At 72.3% G+C, this 25,498-nt stretch carries 18 protein-coding genes; 15 read left to right on the top strand and 3 right to left on the bottom strand.

Features of this window, described 5'->3' with window-relative positions; genetic code table 11:
- The first annotated feature begins 48 nt into the window (after positions 1–48).
- From JW613_RS03215 to JW613_RS03185, 7 genes are read left to right on the top strand one after another with little or no spacing between them, the layout of a single operon-like run.
- Positions 49–2,556: a hypothetical protein gene (locus JW613_RS03215; RefSeq protein WP_209209123.1), complete on the top strand. Its 2,508-nt coding sequence runs from the start codon at positions 49–51 to the stop codon at positions 2,554–2,556.
- Complete coding sequence (gene eccCa, locus JW613_RS03210) at positions 2,553–6,605, top strand: type VII secretion protein EccCa (protein ID WP_209209122.1); 4,053 nt, start codon at positions 2,553–2,555, stop codon at positions 6,603–6,605. The genes JW613_RS03215 and eccCa overlap by 4 nt, the downstream gene beginning before the upstream one ends.
- A gap of 1 nt (position 6,606) precedes the next feature.
- Positions 6,607–8,097 (top strand): type VII secretion integral membrane protein EccD, encoded by a 1,491-nt coding sequence (gene eccD, locus JW613_RS03205; RefSeq protein ID WP_209209121.1) that lies wholly within the window; start codon positions 6,607–6,609, stop codon positions 8,095–8,097.
- The gene (locus tag JW613_RS03200; RefSeq protein WP_209209120.1) at positions 8,094–9,506 is read left to right on the top strand and encodes a S8 family serine peptidase; all 1,413 of its coding nucleotides are present in this window, start codon (positions 8,094–8,096) and stop codon (positions 9,504–9,506) included. The genes eccD and JW613_RS03200 overlap by 4 nt, the downstream gene beginning before the upstream one ends.
- Before the next feature lie 4 nt (positions 9,507–9,510).
- Complete coding sequence (gene eccB / locus JW613_RS03195) at positions 9,511–11,028, top strand: type VII secretion protein EccB (RefSeq protein WP_209209119.1); 1,518 nt, start codon at positions 9,511–9,513, stop codon at positions 11,026–11,028.
- Positions 11,025–12,260: a type VII secretion protein EccE gene (locus JW613_RS03190; protein ID WP_209209118.1), complete on the top strand. Its 1,236-nt coding sequence runs from the start codon at positions 11,025–11,027 to the stop codon at positions 12,258–12,260. The genes eccB and JW613_RS03190 overlap by 4 nt, the downstream gene beginning before the upstream one ends.
- Positions 12,257–13,000: a hypothetical protein gene (locus tag JW613_RS03185; protein ID WP_307865768.1), complete on the top strand. Its 744-nt coding sequence runs from the start codon at positions 12,257–12,259 to the stop codon at positions 12,998–13,000. Before JW613_RS03190 ends, JW613_RS03185 begins: the two co-directional genes overlap by 4 nt.
- Here the strand turns inward: JW613_RS03185 and JW613_RS03180 are convergent.
- Positions 12,886–14,799: an AfsR/SARP family transcriptional regulator gene (locus JW613_RS03180; RefSeq protein ID WP_209209117.1), complete on the bottom strand. Its 1,914-nt coding sequence runs from the start codon at positions 14,797–14,799 to the stop codon at positions 12,886–12,888. The genes JW613_RS03185 and JW613_RS03180 overlap by 115 nt on opposite strands.
- A gap of 282 nt (positions 14,800–15,081) precedes the next feature.
- Between JW613_RS03180 and JW613_RS03175 the strand changes: the two genes are divergently transcribed.
- Positions 15,082–16,029, top strand: a complete 948-nt coding sequence (locus JW613_RS03175) for a helix-turn-helix domain-containing protein (protein ID WP_209209116.1) — start codon at positions 15,082–15,084, stop codon at positions 16,027–16,029.
- A gap of 85 nt (positions 16,030–16,114) precedes the next feature.
- On the opposite strand, the gene JW613_RS03170 is transcribed toward JW613_RS03175, so the two are convergent.
- Positions 16,115–16,666, bottom strand: a complete 552-nt coding sequence (locus JW613_RS03170; protein WP_209209115.1) for a peptidoglycan-binding domain-containing protein — start codon at positions 16,664–16,666, stop codon at positions 16,115–16,117.
- Between the two features lie 135 nt (positions 16,667–16,801).
- Between JW613_RS03170 and JW613_RS03165 the strand changes: the two genes are divergently transcribed.
- A complete protein-coding gene (locus tag JW613_RS03165) occupies positions 16,802–17,725 on the top strand; it encodes a helix-turn-helix domain-containing protein (protein WP_209209114.1) in 924 nt (307 codons plus the stop codon).
- 91 nt (positions 17,726–17,816) lie between these two features.
- Here the strand turns inward: JW613_RS03165 and JW613_RS03160 are convergent, their stop codons facing one another.
- Positions 17,817–18,806, bottom strand: a complete 990-nt coding sequence (locus JW613_RS03160; protein ID WP_209209113.1) for a helix-turn-helix transcriptional regulator — start codon at positions 18,804–18,806, stop codon at positions 17,817–17,819.
- Positions 18,807–18,899: 93 nt separating this feature from the next.
- On the opposite strand from JW613_RS03160, the gene JW613_RS03155 reads away from it, so the two are divergent.
- The 6 genes from JW613_RS03155 to JW613_RS03130 all read left to right on the top strand — a co-directional run bounded on the left by JW613_RS03155 (position 18,900) and on the right by JW613_RS03130 (position 25,466).
- A complete protein-coding gene (locus JW613_RS03155; RefSeq protein ID WP_209209112.1) occupies positions 18,900–19,298 on the top strand; it encodes a VOC family protein in 399 nt (132 codons plus the stop codon).
- Positions 19,299–19,442: 144 nt separating this feature from the next.
- Positions 19,443–20,501 carry a FecCD family ABC transporter permease gene (locus JW613_RS03150; RefSeq protein ID WP_209209111.1) on the top strand — a complete coding sequence of 353 codons (1,059 nt, stop codon included), beginning with the start codon at positions 19,443–19,445 and terminating at the stop codon, positions 20,499–20,501.
- On the top strand, positions 20,498–21,559 hold the full coding sequence (locus JW613_RS03145; RefSeq protein WP_209209110.1) for a FecCD family ABC transporter permease: 1,062 nt from the start codon (positions 20,498–20,500) through the stop codon (positions 21,557–21,559). The genes JW613_RS03150 and JW613_RS03145 overlap by 4 nt, the downstream gene beginning before the upstream one ends.
- A gap of 65 nt (positions 21,560–21,624) precedes the next feature.
- The gene (locus tag JW613_RS03140) at positions 21,625–22,461 is read left to right on the top strand and encodes an ABC transporter ATP-binding protein (RefSeq protein ID WP_209209236.1); all 837 of its coding nucleotides are present in this window, start codon (positions 21,625–21,627) and stop codon (positions 22,459–22,461) included.
- Between the two features lie 85 nt (positions 22,462–22,546).
- Positions 22,547–23,596, top strand: coding sequence for an iron-siderophore ABC transporter substrate-binding protein (locus JW613_RS03135; RefSeq protein ID WP_209209109.1), 1,050 nt, complete (start codon positions 22,547–22,549; stop codon positions 23,594–23,596).
- Positions 23,597–23,666: 70 nt separating this feature from the next.
- Entirely contained in the window at positions 23,667–25,466 is a 1,800-nt protein-coding gene (locus JW613_RS03130; protein WP_209209108.1) for an ABC transporter ATP-binding protein, read from the top strand.
- The last annotated feature ends 32 nt before the right edge of the window (positions 25,467–25,498 follow it).

Genomic DNA, 25,498 nt, shown 5'->3' with positions numbered 1-25,498 from the left:
CACAAGCCGGCGAGGAGGAAGGCCGGCGAGGAGAAAAGGGGCCACGCGGTGGGGGCAGGCGTCGAGTTCGGCAAGTCGGACGTCAAGGAGATGACCGACAAGGACCCGTGGCAGCGCCGGCAGGACTTCTCGGACGAGGTCAGCACCGAGGACATGGCGGAGACCGCGGTGCAGTACGCCGTCGCGGCGGGCGAGGCCGGATCGGCCGGTGAGCTGGCGCGACTGGCGTCCGAGCAGAGCGCCGATTCGGGTTCGCTGAACGGTGCGGAGCTGCTGGAGAAGGAGCAGCGTGACACCCTCACCGCGAACGACCTCGGGAACAACGGCGCGCAGATGGACGCGGTGGTCGGCAACATCCTCAAGGGGATGGGCTTCGCGCTGGCCGCCGAGGACGAGAACGAGCAGGTCATCGACGGCGGCGGTGACTACGGCAAGGGCCTCGACCAGCGCATCGAGGACCTGAGCGACGACGCGAAGAACGACTACGACAACTGCGCGAGGGCGCTGCAGAACACCGCGTCGGGCGGCACGCTCCCCGCCGGGCACCCGCTCGGCCCCGACCCGTCCATCGCGCCGAAAGTGGTCTACGACAACGTCGAGTACGAGGCTGCCCGCGGCCAAGGCGGCTGGGTCCCGCCGTACGAACTGGTCGCGGCGATCCGCAAGATCTACCTGGACCAGGCGGTGGAGGCCGCCGAAGAGGCGGACGGCGACATCAAGGACGTCATCGAGAAGTACCGCCGGGACATGGGCGAGTTGGCCCACGAACTCGAAGACGCGGGCTACGACACGTCCGAGGGGCCGCTGCAGCTTTGGCACACCGAGGAAATGGCGACGTACAACGGCGTCAAGCTGAATGAGGAGCTGCAGAAGGAGAACCCCAGCTTCACCGCGCTGGAGAGGTACAGCAGCGGGCTCGGTTCTTCCGTGGACGACATGTTCGACGCGGACGGGAACGTCCGCGAGGATTTCGACGCGAACGCCTCGCAGCTCGACGAGTACACCCAGGAATTCCTCCAGCACCTCACGGCAGATTCCCTCGCCACGCTGGGGGCCATGAACCCCCCGCGTCCGCCGGTCGGCGAGGAATACACCTTCGAGCACCCGCTGCTCGGCGTCCAGGCGGCCGTGGCGAACGGCATCAACGCCTCCATGAACGAAGCCGTCGGCGGCAGCGATCCGGGCACCGGAGCCCCCATGCCGCCCGGCGTGAAGGAATTCGTCTACGGCTACGACCAGAAGCTCGACGAAATGGGGACACGGCCGGACAGCGGGCTGCGCGACGCTGCTCAGGACCACGGGAATTTCGGGCACCTCATGTCGCATGCGACGGTCGCGTCCGGAGACGCCTTCAGCCGGGACATGGTGAACTCGGCCCTCGACGTGCAACGGGTGATCGAGGAAAAGAACGCGGACATCACACAGCACAACGGATCGAACAGTGTGGCCGAGATGCGCAGCGATCCGTATCCGCGGCTGGAGGTCGACGGTGTGGACGGTCTGCTGACAGCTGCCTCACGCAACGAGGAGGCGTCGGCGGACATGCTCTCGGACATGGATCTCGCGCATGACGTCCTGGTGCGCGAATGGCGGGGATCCGACGGGGTCGCCGACCTGATCCGGGCGGGCACCACACTGCCCGAGGGCATGGACCACAACAGCGAGGCCGCCGAGCCCTATTTCGCCGCCGCGGGGAACGTACTGGAGAGCGCGGGCGCCAATCACGAGCATCTGAGGTCGGTGAATGACGGACCGGCGGACACCAGCGCCATGCATGGCGCGATCGGGGAGACCGCCGTCAAATACATGGATCTGCTCGCCTACAACCCCACGTCCGGATCCTCCGGGCCCGTTCCGGGCGTTGAAGTGTTCGGTGAGACGTACGACCACGGCTTCAAACTGTCCAAGCCGCATCACGACGGCATCTTCGAGCTGATGGTGACGACCGACGAGAACGTCTCCGCGCAGTTCGGCAGAGACCTCGGGGAGTGGCAGTACAACACCGCTCACCGGGCGTTCGCCGACGCCGGAGAGGGCGAGGGCCACGTCCACGACGTGAACAACGCCGTCATGCGTGTCAGCGGCTACGTGGACAGGGCTTACGAGGCCGCTGAAGGCGAGGGGCTGCGCAGGTCGGATCTGAGAACCTCGATGCTCGTCGGGGTGAACACCGTCGCGGGTTTCGCTCCCCAGCCGATCGGCTTCGGGGTGGCCGTCGGTGTGGAGGCCGTACGCAACGTGACCGAGGTACCGCAGGAGCCCGCCGACGAACTCACGTACCACAACGACCTGCGAGGAGACATCTACCCGCGGCAGATCATCGCCCGCGCCGCCAGGGACGCCGGCTACGACGGGATGGGCGACGCCGATGTCCCCACCCTCGAAGAGGACGACCGCGCCAGGACCGACGACGAGGCGACCGACGGGGACCGGGCCCGCGAGCGGGACGCCGTCACCGACGCCGCCGAAGGCGAACTCACCGACCTGGAGGAGGAGCACGGCTACCTCGCGGATCACGACGCCTACCAGGAGGGCAGGCGGGGGGTCGGCGAATGACCACCGTCACCTTCCGCCGCCCGCCACGCGCGCCCCAGCCCCCCGTCCCCGAGGGCGAGGTCGTGCTGAAGGCGCCGCCGGGGCTGCCGCAACCCGACCCGAACAGCAATGTGTGGCTCACCGCGCTGCCGGCGCTCAGCGGGCTCGGCTCGGTGATGTACATGCTGACGATGGGGCGCGGACCCATCGGGTATGTCGTCGGCACCATGTTCCTGGTCTCGTCCCTGGCCATGGTCGTCGGTTCCCTCCTGCGGCAGCGCGGCAGTACCAAGGGACAGGCGCAGAGCGAGCGCCGCGAATATCTGCGCTATCTGGAGCGCACCCGCGCCGAGGTGCGCCGGACGGCGCAGGCGCAGCGGGACGCGCTGGTCTGGGCCGCTCCCGTGCCGCACGCGCTGTGGGCCGTGGCCGACGGCCGGCGCCTGTGGGAGCGGCGCGCCGGCGACGACGACTTCGCGGTGGCACGCGTCGGGGTGGGCCCCAGATATCTGGCGACCCCACTGGTGCCGGGGGAGTCCGCGCCGGTCGAGGACCTGGACCCGCTCAGTGCCGTCGCGCTCAAGCGTTTCATCGACGCGCACTCCGTCGTCCCCGAGTTGCCGGTGCAGGTGGCGCTGCGCCGGTTCGCCTCCCTCGCGGTGTCCGGGGACCCGGCCGAGTGCCGCGGTCTGCTGCGCGCTGTCATCGCGCACGCTGCCACCTTCCACGCCCCCCGGGACCTGCGGGTACTGGTCTGTACGCGCGAACCCGACGGCGCGGACTGGGCGTGGGTGAAGTGGCTCCCGCACGCGCACCACCCGGACGAGCTCGACCACGCCGGCCCGGTGCGCATGGTGCACAGCAGCCTCGCCGGCCTGGAGGACCTGCTCGGCAGTGAACTGAGCCGCCGCACCCGCTTCAGCCGGGACGCCGAGGCCGACCCCGATGTGCCGCACCTTCTCGTCGTGCTCGACGGCGGGCTGGTCATGGGCTCGGAGGCGCTGCTCGACCCGAACGGCATGCAGGGCGTCACCGTCCTCGACCTGGACGGCCGGGCGGCAGCCCTCACCGAGGCACACGGCGTGCGTCTCGACGTCTCGGACGGGGCACTGCGGGTGCTCACGGGAGAAAGCAGCGACGAACTCGGCGCCGCGGACACGCTCCCGGTCCCCGAGGCCGAGGCGCTGGCCCAGCAGCTGGCCGGGTTCCGGCTGGACGCCGCCACCGTACGCAGCGAGGACCTGGCGACGGCCGACACCTCGCTGCCGGGGCTGCTGGGCATCCGCGACGCGGGACGCCTCGATCTGGACACCCTGTGGCGGGCCCGCCCGATGCGGGACCGGCTCAAGACGCCCATCGGACTGTCCGCCGAGGGCGGCCCGCTGGAGCTGGACATCAAGGAGTCCGCGCAGAACGGCATGGGCCCGCACGGACTGCTGGTCGGCGCCACCGGTTCCGGCAAGTCGGAACTGCTGCGCACGCTCGTGCTGGCGATGGCCGCCACACACTCCTCCGAGCAGCTCAACTTCGTCCTCGTCGACTTCAAGGGCGGCGCCACCTTCGCGGGAATGTCCGAGCTGCCGCACGTGGCCGCCGTGATCACCAACCTGGAGGACGACCTCAGCCTCGTGGACCGGATGCGGGAGGCCCTCGCCGGCGAGATGAACCGCCGGCAGGAGGTGCTCCGGGACGCCGGGAACCTGGTGTCCGTACGGGACTACGAGCGTGCCCGGCAGCGCGGGGCCGCGCTGCCGCCGCTGCCCAGCCTGTTCGTCGTCGTGGACGAGTTCTCCGAACTGCTGGCCCAGAAGCCGGATTTCGCCGATCTCTTCGTGCAGATGGGGCGGCTGGGCCGCTCCCTGGGCCTGCATCTGCTGCTCGCCTCGCAGCGGTTGGACGAGGGGCGGCTGCGCGGTCTGGAGGCGCATCTGTCGTACCGCATCGGGTTGCGCACCTTCTCCGAGCAGGAGAGCCGCACCGCCATCGGCGTTCCCGACGCCCACCATCTGCCTTCCGCGCCGGGCCACGGCTACCTCAAGACGGACACCACCACCCTCAAGCGCTTCCGTGCCGCCTACGTCTCCGGCGCCCACCGCACCGCCGACGAAGGCAGCGGCGCCACACTGAGCGGCCCCGACGACGTGCGGCCGTTCCCCAACGGGTACGTACCCGTGCCGCTCGGGCTGCGCGAGCCGGAGCCGCAGCCGGACCTCGCCGACGACGAGTTCGGTGCGGACGAGGAGCTGCACACCACGGTCCTCAGCGTGATGGCCGAGCAGATGGAGGGGCAGGGCCCCCAGGCGCACCAGGTGTGGCTGCCGCCCTTGGACGAGCCCGACACCCTCGACGGACTGTACGGCGATCTCGCCGTGCGGGAGACCCGTGGACTGGGCGCGGCCCCCGGCAGGCCGCAGTTGCACGCCCTGATCGGTTCCGTCGACCGCCCCTTCCACCAGCGGCGCGAGCCGCTGACCCTGGATCTGTCGGGCGCGGGCGGGCATGTCGCCGTCGTCGGCGGGCCACGCAGCGGCAAATCGACCGCCCTGCGCACGCTCATCACCTCGCTGGCGCTCCGGCACACCCCGCGCGAGGTGCAGTTCTACTGCCTCGACTTCAGCGGCACGCTCTTCGCGCTGTCGGGGCTGCCCCATGTCGGCGGTGTCGCCGGGCGATTGGACGCCGAGGTCGTCAACCGCACGGTGGCCGAGGTCCTGGAGGTGCTGGAGCAGCGTGAGCTGCGCTTCCGAGGGCTCGGCGTGGACTCCATGGCCGACTACCGCGCCCTGCGCGCGGACCGGCGAGCGGGCGACGACGGCCCCTTCGACGACTCGTCCGAGGACCCGTTCGGCGATGTGTTCCTGGTGGTGGACGGCTGGCAGGTGCTGCGCCAGAGCTACCCGGAGCTGGAGGAGGCCCTGATGGGGGTGGCCGGGCGGATGCTCACCTACGGCGTCCACCTCGTCGTCTCCGGCAACCGCTGGCTGGACATGCGCATGGGGCTGCGCGACCTGATCGGCACCAAGGTGGAACTGAAGCTCGGCGACGCGCTCGACTCCGAGGTGGACCGCAAGGCACAGCGCACCGTTCCCGCCGGGAAGCCCGGACGAGGCGTCACCAAGGAGAAGCTGCACTTCCTCACCGCCGTGCCCCGGGTGGACGGGGAGCGCTCGGACGCCGGACTGGCGGACGGCATCGCCGATCTCGTACGGCGGGTCGCCGACGCCTGGCAGGGCGCCCCCGCCCCCAAGGTACGGCTGCTGCCGACCCAGTACGCCCTGGAAGAGGTACCCGCCGGCGCGGGGCGGACGGAGGACGGCGAGGACAAGGGCGTGGTCGTCGGCGTGGAGGGCAGCAGGCTGGAGCCGGTCGTCTTCCGGCCAGGAGACGACCACGGGTTGATCGCCCTGGGCGAGAGCGAGACGGGGAAGACCTCCCTGCTGCGCGCCGTGGGTCGCCAGGTCGTCGACACCTGGCAGCCCTCGCAGGCCAAACTCGTCATCTTCGACTACCGCATGACCATGCTCCGCGAGTTCTCCGGGGACAGCCTGCTCGGCTACACCACCAACCACGACACGTCCATGGAGGTGGTGGCCGGCCTGGTCGCCGGATTCCGGGAGCGGCTGCCGGGCTCCGACGTCACCCCGGAACAACTGCGCGACCGCTCCTGGTGGTCGGGGCCCGAGATCTACCTCCTCGTCGACGACTACGACCTGGTGGCGACCTCGGCAGGCAACCCGCTCAAGCAACTGGTGGAGTTCCTGCCGCAGGCCCGCGCCATCGGGCTGCACCTGTATGTGACGCGACAGGCCGGCGGAGCGGCGCGCGCCACCGGCGACCCGGTGTTGGGCCGGATGCGGGAGCTGAACTTCCCGGGCCTGCTGATGAGCATGCCCAGGGAGGAGAGCGCCGTATGGGGCCACCGCTCGGCCCGGCGCAAGCGCGGCCGGGCCCTGATGCTCCACCGCAAGCTCGGCACCACTCCGGTGCAGTTGGTGCGCTGCGAAGCGCCGGCTCTGGACGGCGGCGACTCGGCACGACCACCGCTTACGACCTCAAGTGTGGACAGGTGACATGAGTGCTCCCACCCTGCCCGCGGCAGGCGACGCCGACGCCGACGCGGGCGTGCACGCGAACACGGCGGCGGACAGCGCCGCCCGCACCGGAAGCGCCTTCTGCCGGATCGCGATAGCGGGCCCACGCAGCCGCGCGGACCTCGCCGTACCGCTCGGTGTCCCCCTCTCCCGGCTGATGCCGGCACTGGTGCGGCACGCCGGTGAGGAGACCGGCCCGGACGGTGGCGCGCTGCACGAGGGCTGGGCCCTGCGGACCGCCGACGGGGCGCGGCTGGACGGCGCCCGCACTCTCGGCGCCCAGCAGGTACGGGAAGGCGACATCCTCTTCCTCCGGCACGGCATCGAGGACTTCGGCCCTCCCCTCTACGACGACGTCGTGGAGGTCATCGGCGACGGCAGCGCCGAGAGAGCCTGGCCCACCGCGGCGGTGCGCCGTACCTCCGCCCTCTTCGCCGGGGTCGCCGTCGTGGCAGCCGCGGCGGCGCTGGCCGCCGCCCCCGGAGTGCTCGCCGGATTCCTCGGGCTGGCGGCGGCACTGCTCGGGATCGGGCTGGGCGCCCTGCTCTCCCGGGCGTTCGCGGATTCCGTGGCGGCCACCTGCGCCGTGGTCCTCGCAGCGCTGCTCGCGGCGGTCGGCGCGGTACGGCTGCTCGGCGGCGGCACCGCGCAGGCCGCACGCGGTCTGGACGCCTTCGGTGGGACGGGCGCCGCGCAACTGCTGCTGGCCTGTGCCGTGGTGGCGGCCGTCGGAGCCGCCGGGCCCGTGGTGGTCGGGAGCGGGGACGGGCCGTTCGCGACGCTGGTGGCGGGAGGAGTGCTGGCGGCGGTCGGGGCGTTCACCGTCACCGTGTGGGACACCAGCCCCGCCCGGGCCGCGTCGGTGTGCGCACCCCTCGCGCTGGCCGTCACCACGCTGTGGCCGGCCCTCGCCCTGCGCCTCGCTCATATCCCCGGCCCGCAGCTCGCCTCCGCGACCGAGGAGTTGGAGCGACTTCCGGGGCTCATCGGCCACGGCCCCCTCCGGGTCCGGGTCGACCGGGCACGGGAACTGCTGACGGGGCTGCTCGCCGGCAGCAACGCGGTACTGCTCGGCGGCATCCTCGTGCTGCTGGGCACAGGCGGCCTGTGGGCCGGTGTGCTGGCCGGAGTGCTCGGTGTGCTGGCACTGCTGCGGGCGCGGCTCTTCCGGGAGACCCCGCAGGTGGCTGTCGCCCTCGCCACGGGAGTGGCCGCCTTGCTGGGCGCGGCCGTACTGCTGGTCCTGGACTTCGCCGGGCGGCCACTGCCGCTGCTGGGTGTGGTGCTGCCGCTGGCCCTGACGATCGCCCTGGTGGCATGCGCGGTCGGGCTCTTCAGCGGCCGTCGCACGCTCAACCCCCGGCTGTCGCGGCTGCTGGACACGGTCGAGACGCTGCTGCTGCTGACGGTGGTGCCGCTGATCCTGGCCGTGTGGGACGTCTATGCGGCTCTGCTGGAGCTGAAGGCATGACAGGACGACGAGGCAGGCGAACACTGGCTGCCGCGGCTGTCACGGCGGCGCTGGGTCAGCTGTCGCTGCCCGCGCCGCCGGCCCTGGCGGCCGACCGGGTCGACACCTCCTGTCGTCGTCCCCCGCAGCAGGGCGAGCCGCTGCCCGACGCGCTTCCGGGCCGCAACCTCACCGACCGCCTCGGGCTGGCACAGGCCTGGGACCTCGCCGAGGGGGAGGGGATCACCGTCGGTGTCGTCGACTCCGGGGTGGACGACCGGCACCCGGAACTGTCCGGCGCCGTCCGGGAGGGGGCCGAGGTGGTGACGGTACGGACGAAGAAGGGCTACCGCATCCAGCGGCCGAAGCCCCCCGCGCTCGACTGCGAGGGCCACGGCACCGCTGTGGCCGGGCTCATCGCCGCACGCCGGGGCGGCGAGGCCCGTATCACGGGGGTGGCGCCGGCGTCCCGTGTCGAGCCGGTGCGGGTGGTGGGCGGGGTGGAGAACGCACCCGCCGAGGCGCTGGCCGCCGCCATCGACCGCGTCGTGGACAGCGGCGTGCAGGTGCTCAACCTCTCCTTCGCGCTGCCCGTCGACCGAGCTCCCGTCCGGAAGGCGGTCGAACGCGCGGTGGCCCAGGACGTCGTCGTGGTCGCGGCGGCGGGCAACGAGGGCACCAGCGGGAAGAAGATGTATCCGGCCGCCTACGATGGTGTGCTCGCGGTCGGCGCCGTGCAGCCGACGGGGCAGCCGATGAAGGAGTCGAACAGCGGCGGCTGGGTGGATCTTGCCGGCTACGGCCAGGACGAGGTCGTACTGGCGGCAGGCGGCTCGGGGTACCGCCGGGACAAGGGCACCAGCTTCGCAGCCCCGCAGGTCTCCGGCGCCGCGGCACTGGTCCGCTCCCGCTTTCCCCGACTGTCCGCCCGTCAGGTGCGCGAGCGGCTGGTGGACGCGGCGGCGCCTGTCGGCGGCGGCACGAACGAGCGCACGGGCGCGGGCGTCGTCGACCCGTTCGGCGCCCTCACCCACCTTGCGGGAGACGGCGGGCGGGCCGGAGCGCAACAAGACCGGCAAGCCGCAGCGCGGCCCGGTGCCATCCCCGTGCAAGCCGTGCCGCGTCCCCGCCCGTTGCTCTCGCCGACCGGTGCGACCGCGCTCGCCTGGAGCGGTGGACTGCTGCTGACCGTACTGCTCGCGGTGCTCGGCGCTCCCGCCGTCCGCCGCGCGGCCGCCCGCCGTTGGCGGCCGGCGCCCGTCGGCGGCGGGCCCCGTGGCGCCGGTGCCGACCGTGCCGGTGCCGATCGCTTCCGCACCGACCGTGCCCGGCCGCCGGTGGCACCCGCACTGGACGGGCTGACCGGCGGCGTCTCCCGGACCCGGCGCGGCAGGACCGACCCGACCCACCGCACCCACCGGACGAGTTGAGCTGATGGCGACCACACGAGAACTGGCGGAAGCCCACGCGTACGGCAACCGGCGACAGCAGACCAGCCTGCTGCGCGGCACCGACGAGGCCCTGCGCGACCCCCGGCGCCGCCTCAACCGCTCGCTGGGCGGCGGGATCGCGCTCGGCGTCCTGGTGATGGCGGGCTTCGGTATCGCGGGCTGGCTGGGCGGCGGCAAGGGGCCCGACCTGCCGGGCGACGGCGCCGTGGTGGTCAGCGGCAGCGGCGACCGCTATGTGATGTCGGACGGTGTGCTGCACCCGGCGCTCAATCTCTCCTCGGCGCTGCTGGTGGGCGGCGGCAAACGGACCGAGGTCCGCGCGGAAGCGCTCAAGGGCGTACCACGAGGGCTGCCCGTCGGTATCCCGGCGGCCCCCGACGCGCTGCCCGACACGTCCCGGCTGTCCACCGAGGAGTGGACGGTGTGCACGGTCCCCGGGGAGGAATCCGGTCAGCAGGCGAGGACCCACCTGTATGTCGCAGTGCCCGACGCCGTCCCGGAAGACGCCTCGGCCGCCACCGTGCTCGCGACCGCGCCGGGCGGTGACTTCTGGCTGCTGACGCAGGGGCGGAGGTTCTCGCTGTCCGTGCCGGTCCGCAACGCGCTGGGCCTCCAGCGCACCGAGCAGACACCGCTGTCCGACGAGGTTCTGGCCACCGTCCCGGAAGGGCCGGCGATCCGGACACCGCAGTCGGTGCGGGGCGAGGGCGAAGCCCCCGACGTGCGGCTGCCGGTCCGTGGCGCCGCCGTCGGTGACCTGGCCGGCAGCGATGTGGGCGGCGTCAACCCGCAGTACTACCAGGTACGGGCCGACGGGCTGGTCGCCGTCTCCGAGCTGGTCTACACACTGCTGCGCACCACCGGCGTGGACGAACACGAGCTGACTCCCGCCCAGGTGACCGCCGCCCCACGGTCGAAGGCCTCCGCGCCGGGTGATCCGGCCTGGCCCGAGCGGCTGCCCGAGGCGGCGTCCCGCGACCGGGGCCGACCGCTGTGCGTCAGTACGGCCCCGGGCAGCACCCCCGGCGACGCCCCGTGGCAGGCGACAGTGGCGCTGCCGGAGCGGATGCCGCAGCCGAAGGGCGTCCCCGCGGTGTCGGCGGCGGGTGGCAAGCCCCTCGGACGGGTGGACGAACTGTACGTACCGCCGGGTGGGGGCGCGGTGGTCAGAGCCACGGCATCGGCCGGCTCCGGCGGCACGTACACGCTGGTCACCGACACCGGCACCGCCTACCCGTTCGCCTCCGCGGACGCGGTGACACGGCTGGGCTACCCGGTCGAACAGGCGCCCTCCCTGCCCAAGGGGTTCGTCGGTCTGCTGCCCACGGGCCCGGTGCTGGACCCGCGCTCGGCCGCCGAGGAGCACGGCGGCAGCCGTACGGAACGTACGGACGGCGGCGCGGACACGGACCCGGGTCGGGACAAGGGCGCGGCCAAGAGCAAGGACCGGGACAAGGCCGCGGGCGAGGACGAGCCGCACGGCGAGGGGGAGCGGGAATGACCACGACGGTGCCATGGCCCCGCCGCGTGCGGCGGGGCCGCCTCGTCGCGCTGCAGGCGGCTGCGGGCTGCGCCGCCGCCGGAGGCGCCCTCGGCGGCGCGGGCGGCGGCGTACTGGCCGGCGCGGGCGTTCTCCTCACGGGGCTCACGCTGCTGCGCGTACGGGGCCGGACGGCCGGCGGACATCTGGTGCGGTGGCTGCGCCGCGGCACCTTCGACGCTCCCGCTCCTGCTCCCGCCCCTAGGTACCGGGCCAGGTCCGATCCGGCCGAGGCCGCCCGGGCGGACGGCACGCCGCACGACCGGGGCCCGGAGCACCTCGGCCTCGCCGGATCCCTCTTTCCCACCCTGGAGGTCACCTCGGTTCCCGACCGCAACGGGCCGCCGGTGGGCGTCGCGTGCGACGGGCGTGGTTTCGCCGCCGTACTGCGGCTTCCCGACGGCGTGCACCCCGGCCTGCCCGCAGGACTGCTGGCCAGCTGGCTACGGAACGACCCGGTGCGCCCTGCCGCCGTGCAACTGCTGGTGGAGCAGCACGGCCTGCCGTCCTGGGACCTCCGACAGCGCTTCGAGCCGGCCATGGCCTATCGCCAACTCCCCGCGCGGCGGCACCTGGTGGCGGTGCGTGCCTGGCTCGTCCTGCGGTACGAGCCCTGGGAAGCGCCCGAGGCCGCCGAACGCAGGGGCGGTGGGACCGTGGGCGCACGCGCCGCGACCGTCGCCGCAACCGCGCGGCTGCGGGCCCGTCTGGCACGGGCGGGTGCGCCGGCCGAGCCCTTGGACGCCGCCGCGGTACAGGCGCTGTTGAGGGAGGTGGGCGATCCTGAGGGGAGCGGGCAGGTGACGCCGGAGTGCTGGGCGGGAGCGTCCATGACGCACTGCACGGCCGTCGCCGACGTCCGCTCGGCCGACGACTGGTCAAGGCTCCTCACCGCGGTCGCCGAGTCCCAGGCGGAGCGTGCTGTGGTCGCGGCGACCGTGGCTCCCGGTGACTTGAGTGGCTGTGGAGACGGTGGCGAGGCAGTCGTCGAGGTACGCACCGCGGTGCGGCTGGTCAGCCCACTCGACCAGCGGGCCGCCCGGGCCCGCGACCTGCTGGTGCGCGAGTCCGGCGTGGCCGGTCTGGTGACGGGCGGTCAGGAGGACGGCCTGGTGGCTACCTTGCCGCTGGGCGTTCCCGGACGGTCGCTGGTGGAGACGACCGGCTTCGCGGTCGGGATGGGAGAACGGTGAACACACCCCCGCACACGGCAGCGCACCCGCCCCGCCCGTCCCGGGGCGGGCCCCGGTCCCTCGAACCCGGGCTGGCCGCCTTGCCCCCCGCCCGCTGGCGCACCGGACCCGCAGGCGAAGGTGTCGAGGCGGCCCTCGGGTTCCCGCTGTACGACGCACTCGCCGGCCTCCACCTGGGCACCGACCGCTCGGGGCGCTCCGTCACCCTGCGGGTCCTGGGAGTGCGGATCGGCGTGCTGGGCGAATCCCTTTTCGGCCGGCTCCTGGCCTGTCGGCTGCTGGCGGTGGGTGCGCATGTCACAGCCGCCACCCGCACTCCCGCCCTGTGGGCGAGGCTGCGTGACGCGGCCGGGGACCGGCTGTCGCTGGAGGACGATCCCGGCTCCTGGCCCTCCCGCGCTCCGCGACCGCCGGGCGTGGACCACGGCCCGCAGGCGCTGATCTCCGACGTGCGGCGTGCACCGCCGCTGCCGGCCGGGGAGGGAGCGGGCCGTTGGTGCACCACCGTGCATGTGCGCCGTCAGGCGCCCCGGCACGGCGGCTTCTGGCACGACCTGGACGCCCTGCTCGCGCTGGGCGCCTCCTTCGCCGAGGCGGTGCTGCCGGTGGCGGGTGAGTACGCGGCTCAGGTGACGGCGTCGCTGGAGCCGACCGAGATCGCGCTGTTCCGCGCGGGCGCCGCCGAGATCCTGCGTTTGGACATCGCCCCCACCGAGACGGCCTTGCTGACGCCGGGGTGAGGTGGCCGTGCCGCGTCGTCGGCCCGCGCCCGGGAGGTGCTGAGGGCGTCGAGTTCGAACTCGTAGGGGGTCCACTGCAGCAACAGGTTCACCTCGGCAAGGCTGTCCAGGAGCCTGCCCGTCTCCCGCACGGAGGTGCCCGACACGGCGGCGGCGGCCCGGGGGCCGACCACCCTTTCCGGCCGGGTGCCCAGCAGCCGGTGCAGCCGCCGTGCCTCGGGGGGAAGGGTGCGGTAGGTCCACGACACGAGCGCGGACGGATCGGCCCCGGCACCGGGCGCGCACAGCACCCCCGCCGGACCATCCCCGTCGTACAACGTGTCGTACAACGCGTCGGCCACCTCGGCGAGGAGCGCCCGGGGATAGCGGTTCACCCGCTCCGCGATGTTCCGCAGGAGCAGCGGCAGTCGGGCGCCACGGCCCAGGAGCCGCGCGGTGGCTTCCGGTTCGGCCCTGCAGCGGTGGTGCCCGATCAACTCGCCGAGCAGGGCGGCGGCATCCTCGGCGGTGAGCCGGTCCACCGGCAGCCGGTGGGCGCCCTCCTTGGCCACCAGCCCGCGCAGCTGGTTGCGGCTGGTGACCACGACCGTGTGGTCTCCGCCCGGCAGCAGCGGGCGCACCTGTTCGGCGTCGCGGGCGTTGTCCAGCAGTACGAGGACCCGCTTGCCGGACAGGACACTGCGCAACAGCGCACCACGGGCGTCGGCTCCCTCCGGCAGCGGACCCTCGTGCACGTCGGACAGCAGGGTGGCGAGTGCCGTGGAAGGAGACAGCGGCGCGTCGGGCGCGTATCCCCTCAGGTCGACATGGAGCTGGCCGTCCGGGAACGACTCGCGTACCCGGTGTGCCCAGCGCACGGCCAGTGCGGTCTTGCCCACACCGGCCTCGCCGACCAGTGCCACCAGACCGGCGGGCGACCGCCCCGCGGCGGGTGCGCAGGCCTTGTCGAGGGCTGCGAGGTGGTGTGAGCGGCCGGTGAAGTGTGCGATGTCGGGCGGAAGTTGCCGAGGCACCCGGCGGTCCTGCCCTACCGCGGAAGATCCGGGGCGAAGGACGGCGGCGTCCCCCGTGAGCAACTGCCGGTGCAGCTCGCGCAGTTCCGCGCTGGGCTCCACGCCGAGGGCGTCCGCCACCGCGCGACGGCACTGCTCGTAGCACACGAGTGCCTCCGCCCGCCGGCCCGTGTGGTGCAGCGCCCGCATCAGCTGCGCCCAGAAACGCTCCCGCAGCGGGTCCTCGCTCACCAGGCGCCGCAGCTCCGTGATCACCTCGGCGTGGGCGCCCCGCCGCATGTCGAGGCGGATCCGGCGGTGCAGAGCCTGTGCGTACTCCTCCGCCAGCGTCGGTACGACCTCCCGGTGCAGGGAGGCGCTGTCGATGTCACCCAGCGCGGGACCGCGCCACAGTGCCAGGGCCTGCCGCAGCAGCCGTGCCTCCTGCTCGGGGTCCGCGGTGGCGGCGGCCCGCCCGGTGAGGTCCCGGAAGCGGTACAGGTCCACGTGCGCTTCGGCGACGGCGAGCCGGTAGCCGCCGCCCTCGAACGGGACGACAGGCGTACGGCCCGCCGGGTCCAGCAGCCGCCGCAGCCGTTTGACGTGGTTGCGGATGGTCACCTGGGCACTGGCCGGAGGCCGTTCGTCCCACAGCCGGTCAGCGATCACGCCGGTCGGTACCGGGCTGCCGGGGCGCAGCGCCAAGGTGGCGAGCAGCGTACGTTGCCTCCCTCTCGGCAGGGCTACGGGCTCCCCGTCCCGGTCCAGCTCCAGTGGACCCAGCACCCGTACGTGAAACCGATGCACCCCGACCCTCGCTCTCTGTCCGCCTGTTCGCTCCGGTCGGCAGTGCCGTCCCGACCGGCTCGGTGACCAGCCTGAGCCGTGATCGGCGACAGCGGAACGCGGCGGCCCCAACCTGGGGCAGAATGGGAAACCAGCGCTGTGACCAGCGGTGATGTGGCCCGGGGTGACACTCCCGTGGGACGCTGGGTCGGCCGCGTGAGCACGGTGGGGGACACTGGGGTCGGCCGGACCCGGGAGTGAGGCGCCCGGTGTGACGGCCGCGCTCGGGGAGGGGAGAAGACGATGGGACGCTGGCGTCCACTGCCTCAGGACGTGCGGCCGGAAGTGCGTCGGCTCGTGGAGCGGCTGAGGTTGCTCAAGGACCGCAGCGGCCTGAGCTATACCGCCCTCGCGGCCAAGACCCCCTACAGCGCGTCCAGCTGGCAGCGCTACCTCAGCGCGGTGACCCTACCCCCGTGGGAGGCGGTCGAAGCACTTGCGAAGCTCTCGGGGACCGAACGCCGCCTGCTGGTCCGGCTGAGTGTGCAGTGGGAGTCGGCGAACGAGGCGTGGGAGGAGGCGAACCGCCGGCGTGCGCGCACCAAGCCGGTGCCGACGGCCCCGGCCGCCCCCGCACCTTCCGGTGTCGCGGCGACTTCCGCCGGTGCCGCCGCTACCGGCGTGTCCGACGAAGCGGGACCGAACACCGCAGCCGTGCGGGGGTGGCGGGCCCCGGGCGGCCCCGGCGCCCGGTCCGTCGCCGTCCGAGCGGCCCGATGGTCGGTAGCGCTCGCCTCTCTTGTGCTGCTGGCGTGCGTACCTGACGCGTCGGGCAGAGGCATCGGACGGCCTGCCTGGCCCTTTCCGCTCCCGTCCGAGGCCGCCGGCCCCGCGGCCGACGAGGTGCGTCCCCGTTGCCGGGGAGAGGCGTGCGAAGGGCGTGATCCGGTACGGGCGGGCTGCCAGGCGGACGGGCGGGTGGTGGGTCGCTACGACATCAGGCACCACCGCATCGAGGTCTACCGGAGCATCCGGTGCGCGGCGGTGTGGGGCGCGGTGACGCCCGCGAACGATGTGAAGGGCATCTCGCTGAGCGCCCCCGGCGCCGGACAGCTGTGGGAGGACTCCCAGGACGGACGTACGGCGATGGCGCCGGCGCCCGAGAACCTCGGCTCGAACGTGCAGGTGTGCGCCGTCATCGCGGACAGGCACTCCTGCGTGGACGCCGGGAAGCGTGCCTGGACGGATTGACCGGGGGTGATCGACCGGGCGACGGCGGGCCCGGCGAGGTGCCGGGCGGACCGACCGAACGCCCGCCCGACGGACGGGCACGGGCTCAACGGGTGGCGCTGCCGCACACCCGCAGGGTGGGCCTGTCCCGCCGCAGCGGCTTGTAGGTGCCCGAGTCCTCGACCAGATACCTTCCGTCGCGGGCCAGCTTGAAGGGCACCTCGTGCCGCTCGCCCTTGAAGACGACCATTCCGCCGCGCCGGACAAGCCGCTCGGTCGCCCGTCCGAAGGACTGCGGACCGACGATGCCGTCGGCGGGCAGCGCATGGTTGCTCTGCCAGGCGCGCGTCGCACGGCGGGTGCGCTTCGAGTAGTGGCAGTCGATCCGGGAACGGTCGAGATATCCGTCCGCCCACAGGACCGTCTGCCACATCGCCGCCAAGTCGCTGCGGACAGGCAGATTCTCGCCCAGAAGGCCCTCGTCGTCCCAGTCGTCGGTGACCGTGCCGCCACCCCGCACATAGAGGTGACCCCCCGCCACCGACGGAGACGGCGAGTCGGCCTTCCGGGTGGGCGAGGCGTCGCTGCTGTCGGCGGAACAGCCCGTTCCCGTGAGCGCTACCAAGAGGGTCAGGAGGCGAACCATGCGTCGAGACATGGGAACATCCTCTCCCCACCCGGTGACCGTTGTCCGCCACGCCGGGACAGGGGGTCAGGGCGTATGCACAATTGCCAGTGCATCAGGGCTGAGACGGTCAGCGCCGGGACGATTCGAAGGAGGGGCCGCACGCCGATGAGTGGGTGGAAGGCACTACCCGACGCACTCGAACTGGATGTGCGGCGCTTCGTCGAGGAACTGCGCCGTACCAAGGACTCGGCAGGCCTCACGCTCGCCCAGCTCGCCGAAGCCACCGCCTACAGCAAGTCCTCCTGGGAGCGCTGCCTCAACGGCAGCGGGCTCCCGCCCTCGTGGGCCGTCGAGGCCCTCGCCGCCCGGGCGGGTACGGACCCCGAGCAACTGCTGGCCCGCTGGGAGCTCGCGGAGGCCGCGTGGAGCGATCGGGGCGGAACCGGGCGCGGGGACAGCGCAGCCGGGACGGGAGAGACCGAAGCGGCGGGGGAGACGGAGGTCTCGGACCGGTCGGTGACGGCCCTGGGCAGCACGGTGCCGCCCGGGCGTGGGCGCCGGCCGACGGGCAGGGCCGTCGCCGTGGCGCTGGGAACCGTCCTCACCGTCGCGGGCGCCCTCGCCGCCTTCGCCTTCGCCGGTGGGGCGACGTCGCAGGAGAACGGCAGCCGCGAGGGGGCCGACGCCTCGAAACTTCCCGTCGAGGATGTGCGGGTCAGCTGCCACGGGGACTCCTGCAACGGGAAGGACCCCGTCGACAAGGGCTGCGGCGGGGACGCCTGGACATCTGCCAGCGAACGGGTGGGGAAGTCCTACGTCGAGCTGCGCTACAGCAGCGCATGCCGTGCCGCCTGGGCGCGCATCAAGTCCGCGACACCCGGCGACCGTATCGAACTGGTGCGCAAGGACGAGCGCCGGTACGACGAGGTGGTGCCGGACGACCCCAATCTCGCGGCCTTCACCTTCATGCTGGGCGCTCCGGCCCCGCAGCAGGTCAGGGCGTGCTGGGAGCTGAAGTCGGGCGATGAGGGGTGCACCGACTTCGGCGGGACCGAGGAACTCCCGGCCGCTTCGCCTGTGCCGTCGTGAGCCGCCCGTCCGTCCGGGCGCTCCCGGACGGACGGGCGTAGGCGAGCGCCCAGCGGCTCGGCGGCGCCCCGGTCCCGGTGGTGCCTTGGGGTCAGGCCTGGCGGGCGCAGGACGCGAGACGGTCGGCGAGCGCGGTGACGAGGTCGCGCAGTTCGTCGGGGCGCTCGATGACGAACGGCCGGTCGAGCGAGGCGAGCACCGGAGGCAGCCAGTCGAGCCGTTCCGCCCGTAGCTCGGCACGCAGCCAGCGCTCGGCGGCCCGGTCCCGGCCTGCCGCGGGGTCGTGCTCCTCCAGCCTCGCGACACCGGCGGGAAGACGGGCACGGATCTGCTCGACCGTCCCGTGGATCCGCAAGGTCACCTCATGCTGGTACTCGGCAGTGGCGAACCCCGACAGCACGCGCTGTACCGGGTCGGGACCACCGGGCACATCGAAAGAGCCGGGCATCGTCCGTGCGTCCGCGATGCGGTCGAGCCGGAAAGTGCGGTCCTCGTCGAGCCGGGCGTCCTGGCCGGTGACGTACCACCGGCCCGCATGGGCGACGATCCCGTACGCGTGCAGCGTGCGCTCGCTGCGCCTTCCGTCGCGGTCGGTGTAGCGGATCGAGACCGGGCGGCGGTGGCTCACCGCATCGGCGAGGGTGAGCAGGACGCCGGCGTCCGGGGTGTCGAACTCGCCGGGCTGGTCGGTGAAGGCGAGGGATTCCAGGAGCGTGTCGAGCCGCCGGGTGAGATGCCGGGGCAGCACTCGCCGGATCTTCGCCGACGCCGTCTCGTTCGCCGTGTGCTGCGTGGTCGCCAACCCTGCTCGGCGGCCGGCGATCAGGCCGAGCAGTACGGCCAGCGCCTCGTCGTCGTTGAGCATCAGCGGAGGCAATCGGTATCCGGGAGCGAGCCGGTACCCGCCGTAGCGGCCGCGCACCGATTCGACGGGCACGTCCAGATCGATCAGATGGTCCACATACCGCCGCACGGTGCGCCCTTCGACGCCGAGCCGGTCGGCGAGTTCGGCAATCGTCCGGGTGCCGCCCGACTGCAGCAGTTCCAGGAGCGTCAGCACGCGGCCAGTGGGTCGAGGCATATGCACAACGTAACGCGCATAGTGGACCGATTCTGTCCACTATCTCTCCTAGCCTGCGAGGTGCACGCCCCCGGAACAACCAAGGAGATTTCCATGGACTTCGTCTCGATCCGCATCATCACCGACGACGCAGCACGCCTCGTCGAGTTCTACGAGCGCGCCACAGGGGTGCAGGCGATATGGGCCACCGAGGACTTCGCCGAACTCAAGACCGCGGGCGCCACCCTCGCGATCGCAAGCAGCCGCACCGTCCCGCTGTTCGCCCCCGGCTCTGCCCGCCCGGCGGACAACCACAGCGTGATCACCGAGTTCCTCGTCGAGGACGTGGACCGCGTGCACCGGAACCTGACCGGCTTCGTCACCGACTTCGTCAGCGGGCCCACCACGATGCCCTGGGGCAACCGGTCCCTGCTGTTCCGGGACCCCGACGGCAACCTCGTGAACTTCTTCACCCCCGTCACCCCGGCGGCCGCCGAACGGTTGTCACGGTGACGCGCACAAATCCGCTCACGCGGCAACACCGCCCCGCCGCCGGCCCACCGGCAGCCGGAACCGCTCTGCGCCTTCCCCGGCAACCGACCACGAAGGGCAGCGCGGAACCGACCTCCTGAGACGTCACGGCTAACGTACGTCGACATGTGTACGACTGCAGTCGAGCGCTCCGCGCCCAGGGGCACAACAGACGTCCGCCGGCGGCGGGCCGTGGGTTTGGGCATGCTGGTGCTCCTCCTCCTGATCGCGGGGGCGGTGTCGTTGGCTGTCGGCGCCCGGGCGTTGAGCCCCGGCGAGGTGTGGCACGGCTTGTTCGCGGCGCCGGAACCCGACCGGCGGCTCACCGAGATCAGGCTCATCGTGCAGACCGTGCGGGTGCCCCGCACCGTGCTCGCGGTCGTGGCGGGGCTCGCCCTGGGGGTCGGCGGGGCGCTGATCCAGGGGTACACGCGCAACCCCATCGCCGACACAGGGTTGCTGGGGGTCAACGCCGGGGCCTCGTTCGCCGTGGTGTCGGTGATCGCCGTGTTCGGCTTCGCCGACCCGTTCCAGTACGTCTGGTTCGCCTTCGTGGGCGCGGCGGTCGCCGGTGTCGTCGTGTTCGGCCTGGCGAGTATCGGCCGGGGGGCGGGCAACCCGTTGACGCTCGCGCTGGCCGGACAGGGCGTCACGGTCTTCCTGGCGGCGATGACGACGGCGGTCGCGCTGTCGGACCAGAAGTCGCTGAACGCGCTGCGGTTCTGGAACGCGGGCTCCGTGGCCGGCGTCGGATTCGGCGTCATCTGGCCGGTGGCCGCGTTCGTCGCGGTCGGACTGGTGCTCGCGCTGGTCACGTTGCCCGCACTCAACCTGCTCAACCTGGGCGACGATGTGGCCCGGGGGCTGGGTGTGCACATCGCGCGGAGCCGGACCATCGGCATCGTCGCCGTGACCTTGCTGGCGGGCGCGGCAACCGCGGCATGCGGCCCGATTGCGTTTCTCGGGCTCATGGTGGCCCATGTGGCGCGGTATCTGACCGGCCCCGACTATCGCTGGCTGGTGCCGTACGCGGCCGTGCTCGGAGCCGTCGTCCTGCTGGTCTCCGACATCGTGGGGCGCCTGGTGGTGCGGCCGGGCGAGTTGGACGCGGGCGTCGTCGTCGCTGTGCTGGGGGCCCCGTTCTTCGCGGCGCTGGTGTGGCGTGGAAAGTTCAAGAGCGCATGAACGGACCGGACATGAAGCGAGCAGTGCCGCCGGGCGTGCGGTTCGGACAGGTGTCGTTCGTGTGGCGCCCCTGGGTCGCCGGTGTCACGCTGCTGCTGGCGGCGGCGGCCTTCCTGGTGTTCTGTCTTTCCATCAGCACCGGGGACTTCTCCATAGGGCTGCCCCGGGTGATCGCCACGATCCTCGGCCAGGGGGAGCGGGCCGACGCATTCGTCATCATGGACCTGCGGATGCCGCGCGCGCTGGCCGGGCTGATAGTGGGAACGGCGCTGGGGGTGTCGGGGGCGATCACGCAGTCCGTCGCGCGCAACCCGCTGGCGAGCCCGGACGTGCTGGGCATCACCGGGGGCGCCGGCATGGTCGCCGTGTTCCTGGTGACGGTGTCGGGCGGAACGGCCGCGGCGATCGGCAGCGCCATGGGGCTGTCCGCGGCGGCGCTCGCGGGCGGTCTCGCTACGGGCCTGCTGGTGTACTTCCTGGCGTGGCGGCGTGGGATCGACGGCTTCCGGCTCATCCTCATCGGTATCTCGGTGAGCGCCATGACGCAGGCGATCACGACCTGGTTGCTGGTCAGGGCCGATATCAGGGATGTGGCCCGGGCCCAGGCCTGGCTGGTCGGCTCGCTGGACGACCGGTCGTGGGGCGAGGTCCGGGTGGCGTTCTGGGGCACCCTCGTCCTGCTGGCCGTCGTGTGCTGTGTCGCGTTCCAGTTCAAACCGCTGCACTTCGGTGACGACATCGCCGCGGGCCTCGGCGTGCGGTACTCGGTGGTGCGGGGCGTGCTGCTGCTGTGTGCGGTGCTGCTGGCGGGGGTGGCGGTGAGCGCGGCGGGTCCGGTGCCGTTCGTGGCGCTGGTGGCGCCACAGGTGGCGATGCGGCTGGCGAGGTACCCGACGCCGCCGATGGCCGCCTCCGGCATGGTGGGGGCGCTGCTGCTGACCGGCGCGGACCTGATCGCGCGGACGGCACTGCCGATCACGCTCCCGGTCGGCGTGGTGACCGCCGCGATCGGTGGGCCCTTCCTGGTGTATCTGCTGGTGCGGGCGAACCGCAAATAGCGGGCAAGTAAGGTGAGGCGAACCGAAGTGGAGGGGGACTGGTGGCCGCTCAGCGCAGCACCGGGATGGAGTCCGGGACCACTGGCGTCTCCCGGCTGGCAGTCCGGGGCGTCACGGTCGGGTACGGGGGCCGGACCGTCATCGACGACCTGGACGCGGTGATACCCCCGGGGCTGGTGACCACGATCATCGGCCCCAACGGCTGTGGGAAGACGACCCTGTTGCGGACCCTGTCGCGGCTGCTCAAGCCGGCCAGGGGGACGGTCGTGCTGGACGGCGAGGACATCGCCACGCTCAGGACCAGGGACGTGGCCAAGAAGCTCGGTCTGCTGCCGCAGGCGCCGGTCGCGCCGGAGGGGCTGACGGTGGCCGATCTGGTCGCCAGGGGCCGTCACCCGCACCAGAGTTGGCTGCGGCAGTGGTCGTCGGACGACGCCGACGTGGTGGAGCGCGCCCTTGCCATGACCGGGGTGTCCGACCTGGCCGACCGACCCGTCGACTCGCTCTCCGGCGGTCAGCGCCAGCGTGTCTGGATCTCGATGACCCTGGCGCAGGGCACCGATCTGCTGCTGCTGGACGAGCCGACCACCTATCTGGACCTGGCGCACGCGATCGACGTGCTCGACCTGGTGGACGATCTGCACGAGTCGGGCTGTGCCGTGGTCATGGTGCTGCACGACCTCAATCTGGCCACGCGCTACAGCGACAACCTCATCGTGATGAGGGACGGCTCGATCCTGGCGCAGGGGCACCCGCGTGACGTGATCACTGCCGAGTTGCTGTACGAGGCGTTCGCGCTGCGCGCCGAGGTGATCGACGACCCGGTGGGCGACCGGCCCCTCATCGTGCCGATCGGCCGCACCCATGTCCGCCTCGACCGGGCCCGGAGGAAGGGGGATTAGGCTAGGCTAACCTCACCTCTGCGGGTACAGTTTCCCTGCTCCTGATCAGGGGCACGGCGGACAGCGCGAAAGCAGAGGATCACGAATGCTCCTCCACAGAACGACCCTTGTGAAGTCCTGGCGGCGATGGGCGGCGGTACTGTCCGCCGCGACCCTCGGGGTAGGCTTTCTCGCGGGATGCGGTTCCGACACGTCGGACCGGTCGAGCGACGACACCCAGGCTGCCGCGGGCGGCACATTCCCGGTCACCGTCGAGCATGCGTTCGGATCCACAAAGGTCACCAAGGCGCCCCAGCGGGTCGTCACCGTCGGCTACACCGACGACCAGGCCGTCCTGGCACTCGGCACCAAACCGGTCGGGATGGTCGACCAGTACCCCAACCCGCAGGGCAAGAGCCCCGACATCAACACCCAATGGCCCTGGGTGAAGGACAAGTGGGGCGACAGCAAGCCCGAAGTCGTCATGAAGAACGGGGACTCCGGCCCCAACTACGAGAAGATCGCCTCCCTGCGGCCGGACCTGATCATCGCGGTCTACTCCGAGATCGACCGGGCCGCGTACGACAAGCTCTCCAAGATCGCCCCGACGGTGGGCCGCACCAAGGCCGAGAAGGAACCGTTCAGCGCGCCGTGGCAGGACAACGCGCGCCACATCGCCAAGGCGCTCGGCAAGGAGGACGAGGGCGCCAAGCTGGTGCGGGGCATCGAGGGCAAACTGGCGGCGGCCCGCAAGGCGCACCCGAAGTTCGCGGACCGGACCGCTGTCGTCCTGTCCTGGTACAAGGACTCGATCGCACCGTTCACCACCACCGATGTGCGCGGACGGCTGGTGACAGGCATCGGCTTCAAGGGCCAGAAGAAGATCGACAAGATCGCGGACGGCAAATTCTCCACCGAACTGTCGCCCGAACGCATCGACCTGGTCGATGTCGACCGCATCTTCGTCATCAACGACAAGGCGGACCAGAAGGCGCTGAAGAAGTTCGAGTTGTTCGCCAACCTCTCGGCGGTCAAGAAGGGGAACGTCTCCTACCTGCTGGACAGCGAGGGCCCGGCCATCGGCGCGGCCATGTCCCAGAGCACCCTGCTGTCACTGCCGTACGCGATCGACGAACTCGTCGAGTCGGCGGAGTAGCGATGGAGACGCCGGCCGCCCCCTCCCGTCCCCGGTCCGTGCGGGCCCACCGGCCCCTCTCGGCCCGCGCGTGAGCGCGACCGCCATACCCGCCGCCCCGGCGACCCTGCACACGGCGACCGGACGCGAGGCCACCCGCTGGGTTGCGGCGCACTGCCGCCAAGTGCCGTGGCTGACCGTCGCCACCGTGCTCACCACGGTGACCGGGGCGGCGCTGCGCGTGCTCCCGGTGCTTGTGCTGGGCCGGGTGGTCGACGGGGTGGTCGAGGGCGGATCGCGCTCCATCCTGGTCACGCTCGGGGGAGTGATGGGGGCTGCCGCGCTGCTCGGTGCGGTGGCCACCGCGGTCTCCACCTGGCTGATCGGGCGACTGGGTGCGGATCTGCTCGCGCGGCTGAGGGAGGGCGCCGTGCGGGCGGTGCTGGGAATGCCGAGCGCACGGATCGAGCAGGTCGGCCGGGGAGATGTGCTCTCCAGGGTCGGTGACGACGTGGCCGTGCTGTCCAAGGGCATCCGAACGGCCATCCCCACGGTGTTCTCGGCGGGAGTGCTGGTCGCCATCGCCACCGTCGGAATGTTCGGACTGGACTGGCGGCTCGGCCTGGCGGGCGCCGGCGCGCTGCCCGCGTACGCGCTGGCCCTGCGCTGGTATCTGCCCCGCTCCGCTCCCCTCTACCGCAAGCAGCGCGCGGCCCAGGCCGACCGTGCGCAGGTGCTGATCAGCGGGCTGAACGGGATCGACACGGTCCGCGCGTACCGCCTCGAGGACGCCATCCGCGAGAAGGTCACCCATGAGTCATGGCGGGTGCGCGAACTCGGCATCGAGGTGTTCCGGCTCTTCGGCCGGTTCGTCGGGAGGGAGAACCGCGCCGAGTTCATCGGGCTCGTGCTGATCCTGGTGGTGGGATACGCCCTGTTGGAGGCCGATGCGGCCAGCCTGGGCGAGGTGGCGGCGGCGCCGCTGATGTTCCACGGGCTGTTCGCCCCGCTGGGCGCCATCATGTTCACCTTCGACGAGGCGCAGAAGTCCGGTGCGAGCCTGGTCCGCCTCGTGGGGGTGCTGGGAGAGGCCGCGGAGGACCGGTTGGTGGGAGACACCTCCGTCGCCCCGGCGGACACCGCGCCGTATCCGGTGACGGTGGAGGGGCTGACGTTCCGCTATCCCGACGCCGAGGAGCCGGTCCTGCGGGACGTCGATCTGACGATCCCGGCCGGGGGCTCACTCGCACTGGTCGGGGCGACGGGGGCGGGCAAGTCCACCCTGGCCGCGCTGATCGCGGGCATCGGAACCCCGCAGACCGGGTCGGTTCGCATCGGATCGAGGGACCTCGCCGATCTGGACGAGGCAGGGGCACGTGCCGTGGTGAGCATTCTGACGCAGGAGACGCACGTCTTCTCCGGACCGCTCGCCGACGACCTGCGGCTCGCCGCGCCGGGAGCCACGGATGCCGAGTTGCTGGACGCGCTGCGCATGGCCGGCGCCGACGGATGGGTCGACGCGCTCCCCGACGGGCTCGACACCATGGTCGGCGAGGGCGGCGAGCGCCTCGACGTCACCAAGGTCGCCCAGATCGCCCTGGCCCGGCTGGTGCTGGGCCGGTCGCCGGTGGTGGTGCTCGACGAGTCGACCGCGGAGGCGGGCAGCGAGGGTGCCGCCGAGTTGGAGCGTGCTGTCCTGGCGGCGTGCCGGGGCCGCACCACGCTGTTGGTGGCGCACCGGTTGACCCAGGCGATGGCGGCGGACCGGATCGCCGTGCTGGACGCGGGACGCGTCGTGGAACACGGTACGCACGACGAACTGGTGGCTGCGGGCGGCCGGTACGCCCGACTGTGGCGGGCCTGGCGAGAAGGCAGTCCATCCGCTCCCTGACCGCTGACGGCCGCGCTCCTGCGAATCGGTCC

Origin of the sequence: Streptomyces smyrnaeus, from assembly GCF_017676345.1 — a bacterium.
GTDB classification, from domain to species: Bacteria; Actinomycetota; Actinomycetes; order Streptomycetales; family Streptomycetaceae; genus Streptomyces; species Streptomyces smyrnaeus.
This window is presented reverse-complemented; position numbering and strand designations above follow the sequence as displayed.

What these genes read in the sequence shown, in the direction of transcription:
- eccCa (WP_209209122.1), top strand. Translation starts at nt 2,553, where the DNA reads ATGACCACCGTCACCTTCCGCCGCCCGCCACGCGCGCCCCAGCCCCCC.
- eccD (WP_209209121.1), top strand. Translation starts at nt 6,607, where the DNA reads ATGAGTGCTCCCACCCTGCCCGCGGCAGGCGACGCCGACGCCGACGCG.
- JW613_RS03200 (WP_209209120.1), top strand. Translation starts at nt 8,094, where the DNA reads ATGACAGGACGACGAGGCAGGCGAACACTGGCTGCCGCGGCTGTCACG.
- eccB (WP_209209119.1), top strand. Translation starts at nt 9,511, where the DNA reads ATGGCGACCACACGAGAACTGGCGGAAGCCCACGCGTACGGCAACCGG.
- JW613_RS03190 (WP_209209118.1), top strand. Translation starts at nt 11,025, where the DNA reads ATGACCACGACGGTGCCATGGCCCCGCCGCGTGCGGCGGGGCCGCCTC.
- JW613_RS03175 (WP_209209116.1), top strand. Translation starts at nt 15,082, where the DNA reads ATGGGACGCTGGCGTCCACTGCCTCAGGACGTGCGGCCGGAAGTGCGT.
- JW613_RS03170 (WP_209209115.1), bottom strand. Translation starts at nt 16,666, where the DNA reads ATGTCTCGACGCATGGTTCGCCTCCTGACCCTCTTGGTAGCGCTCACG.
- JW613_RS03165 (WP_209209114.1), top strand. Translation starts at nt 16,802, where the DNA reads ATGAGTGGGTGGAAGGCACTACCCGACGCACTCGAACTGGATGTGCGG.
- JW613_RS03160 (WP_209209113.1), bottom strand. Translation starts at nt 18,806, where the DNA reads ATGCCTCGACCCACTGGCCGCGTGCTGACGCTCCTGGAACTGCTGCAG.
- JW613_RS03155 (WP_209209112.1), top strand. Translation starts at nt 18,900, where the DNA reads ATGGACTTCGTCTCGATCCGCATCATCACCGACGACGCAGCACGCCTC.
- JW613_RS03150 (WP_209209111.1), top strand. Translation starts at nt 19,443, where the DNA reads ATGTGTACGACTGCAGTCGAGCGCTCCGCGCCCAGGGGCACAACAGAC.
- JW613_RS03145 (WP_209209110.1), top strand. Translation starts at nt 20,498, where the DNA reads ATGAACGGACCGGACATGAAGCGAGCAGTGCCGCCGGGCGTGCGGTTC.
- JW613_RS03140 (WP_209209236.1), top strand. Translation starts at nt 21,625, where the DNA reads ATGGAGTCCGGGACCACTGGCGTCTCCCGGCTGGCAGTCCGGGGCGTC.
- JW613_RS03135 (WP_209209109.1), top strand. Translation starts at nt 22,547, where the DNA reads ATGCTCCTCCACAGAACGACCCTTGTGAAGTCCTGGCGGCGATGGGCG.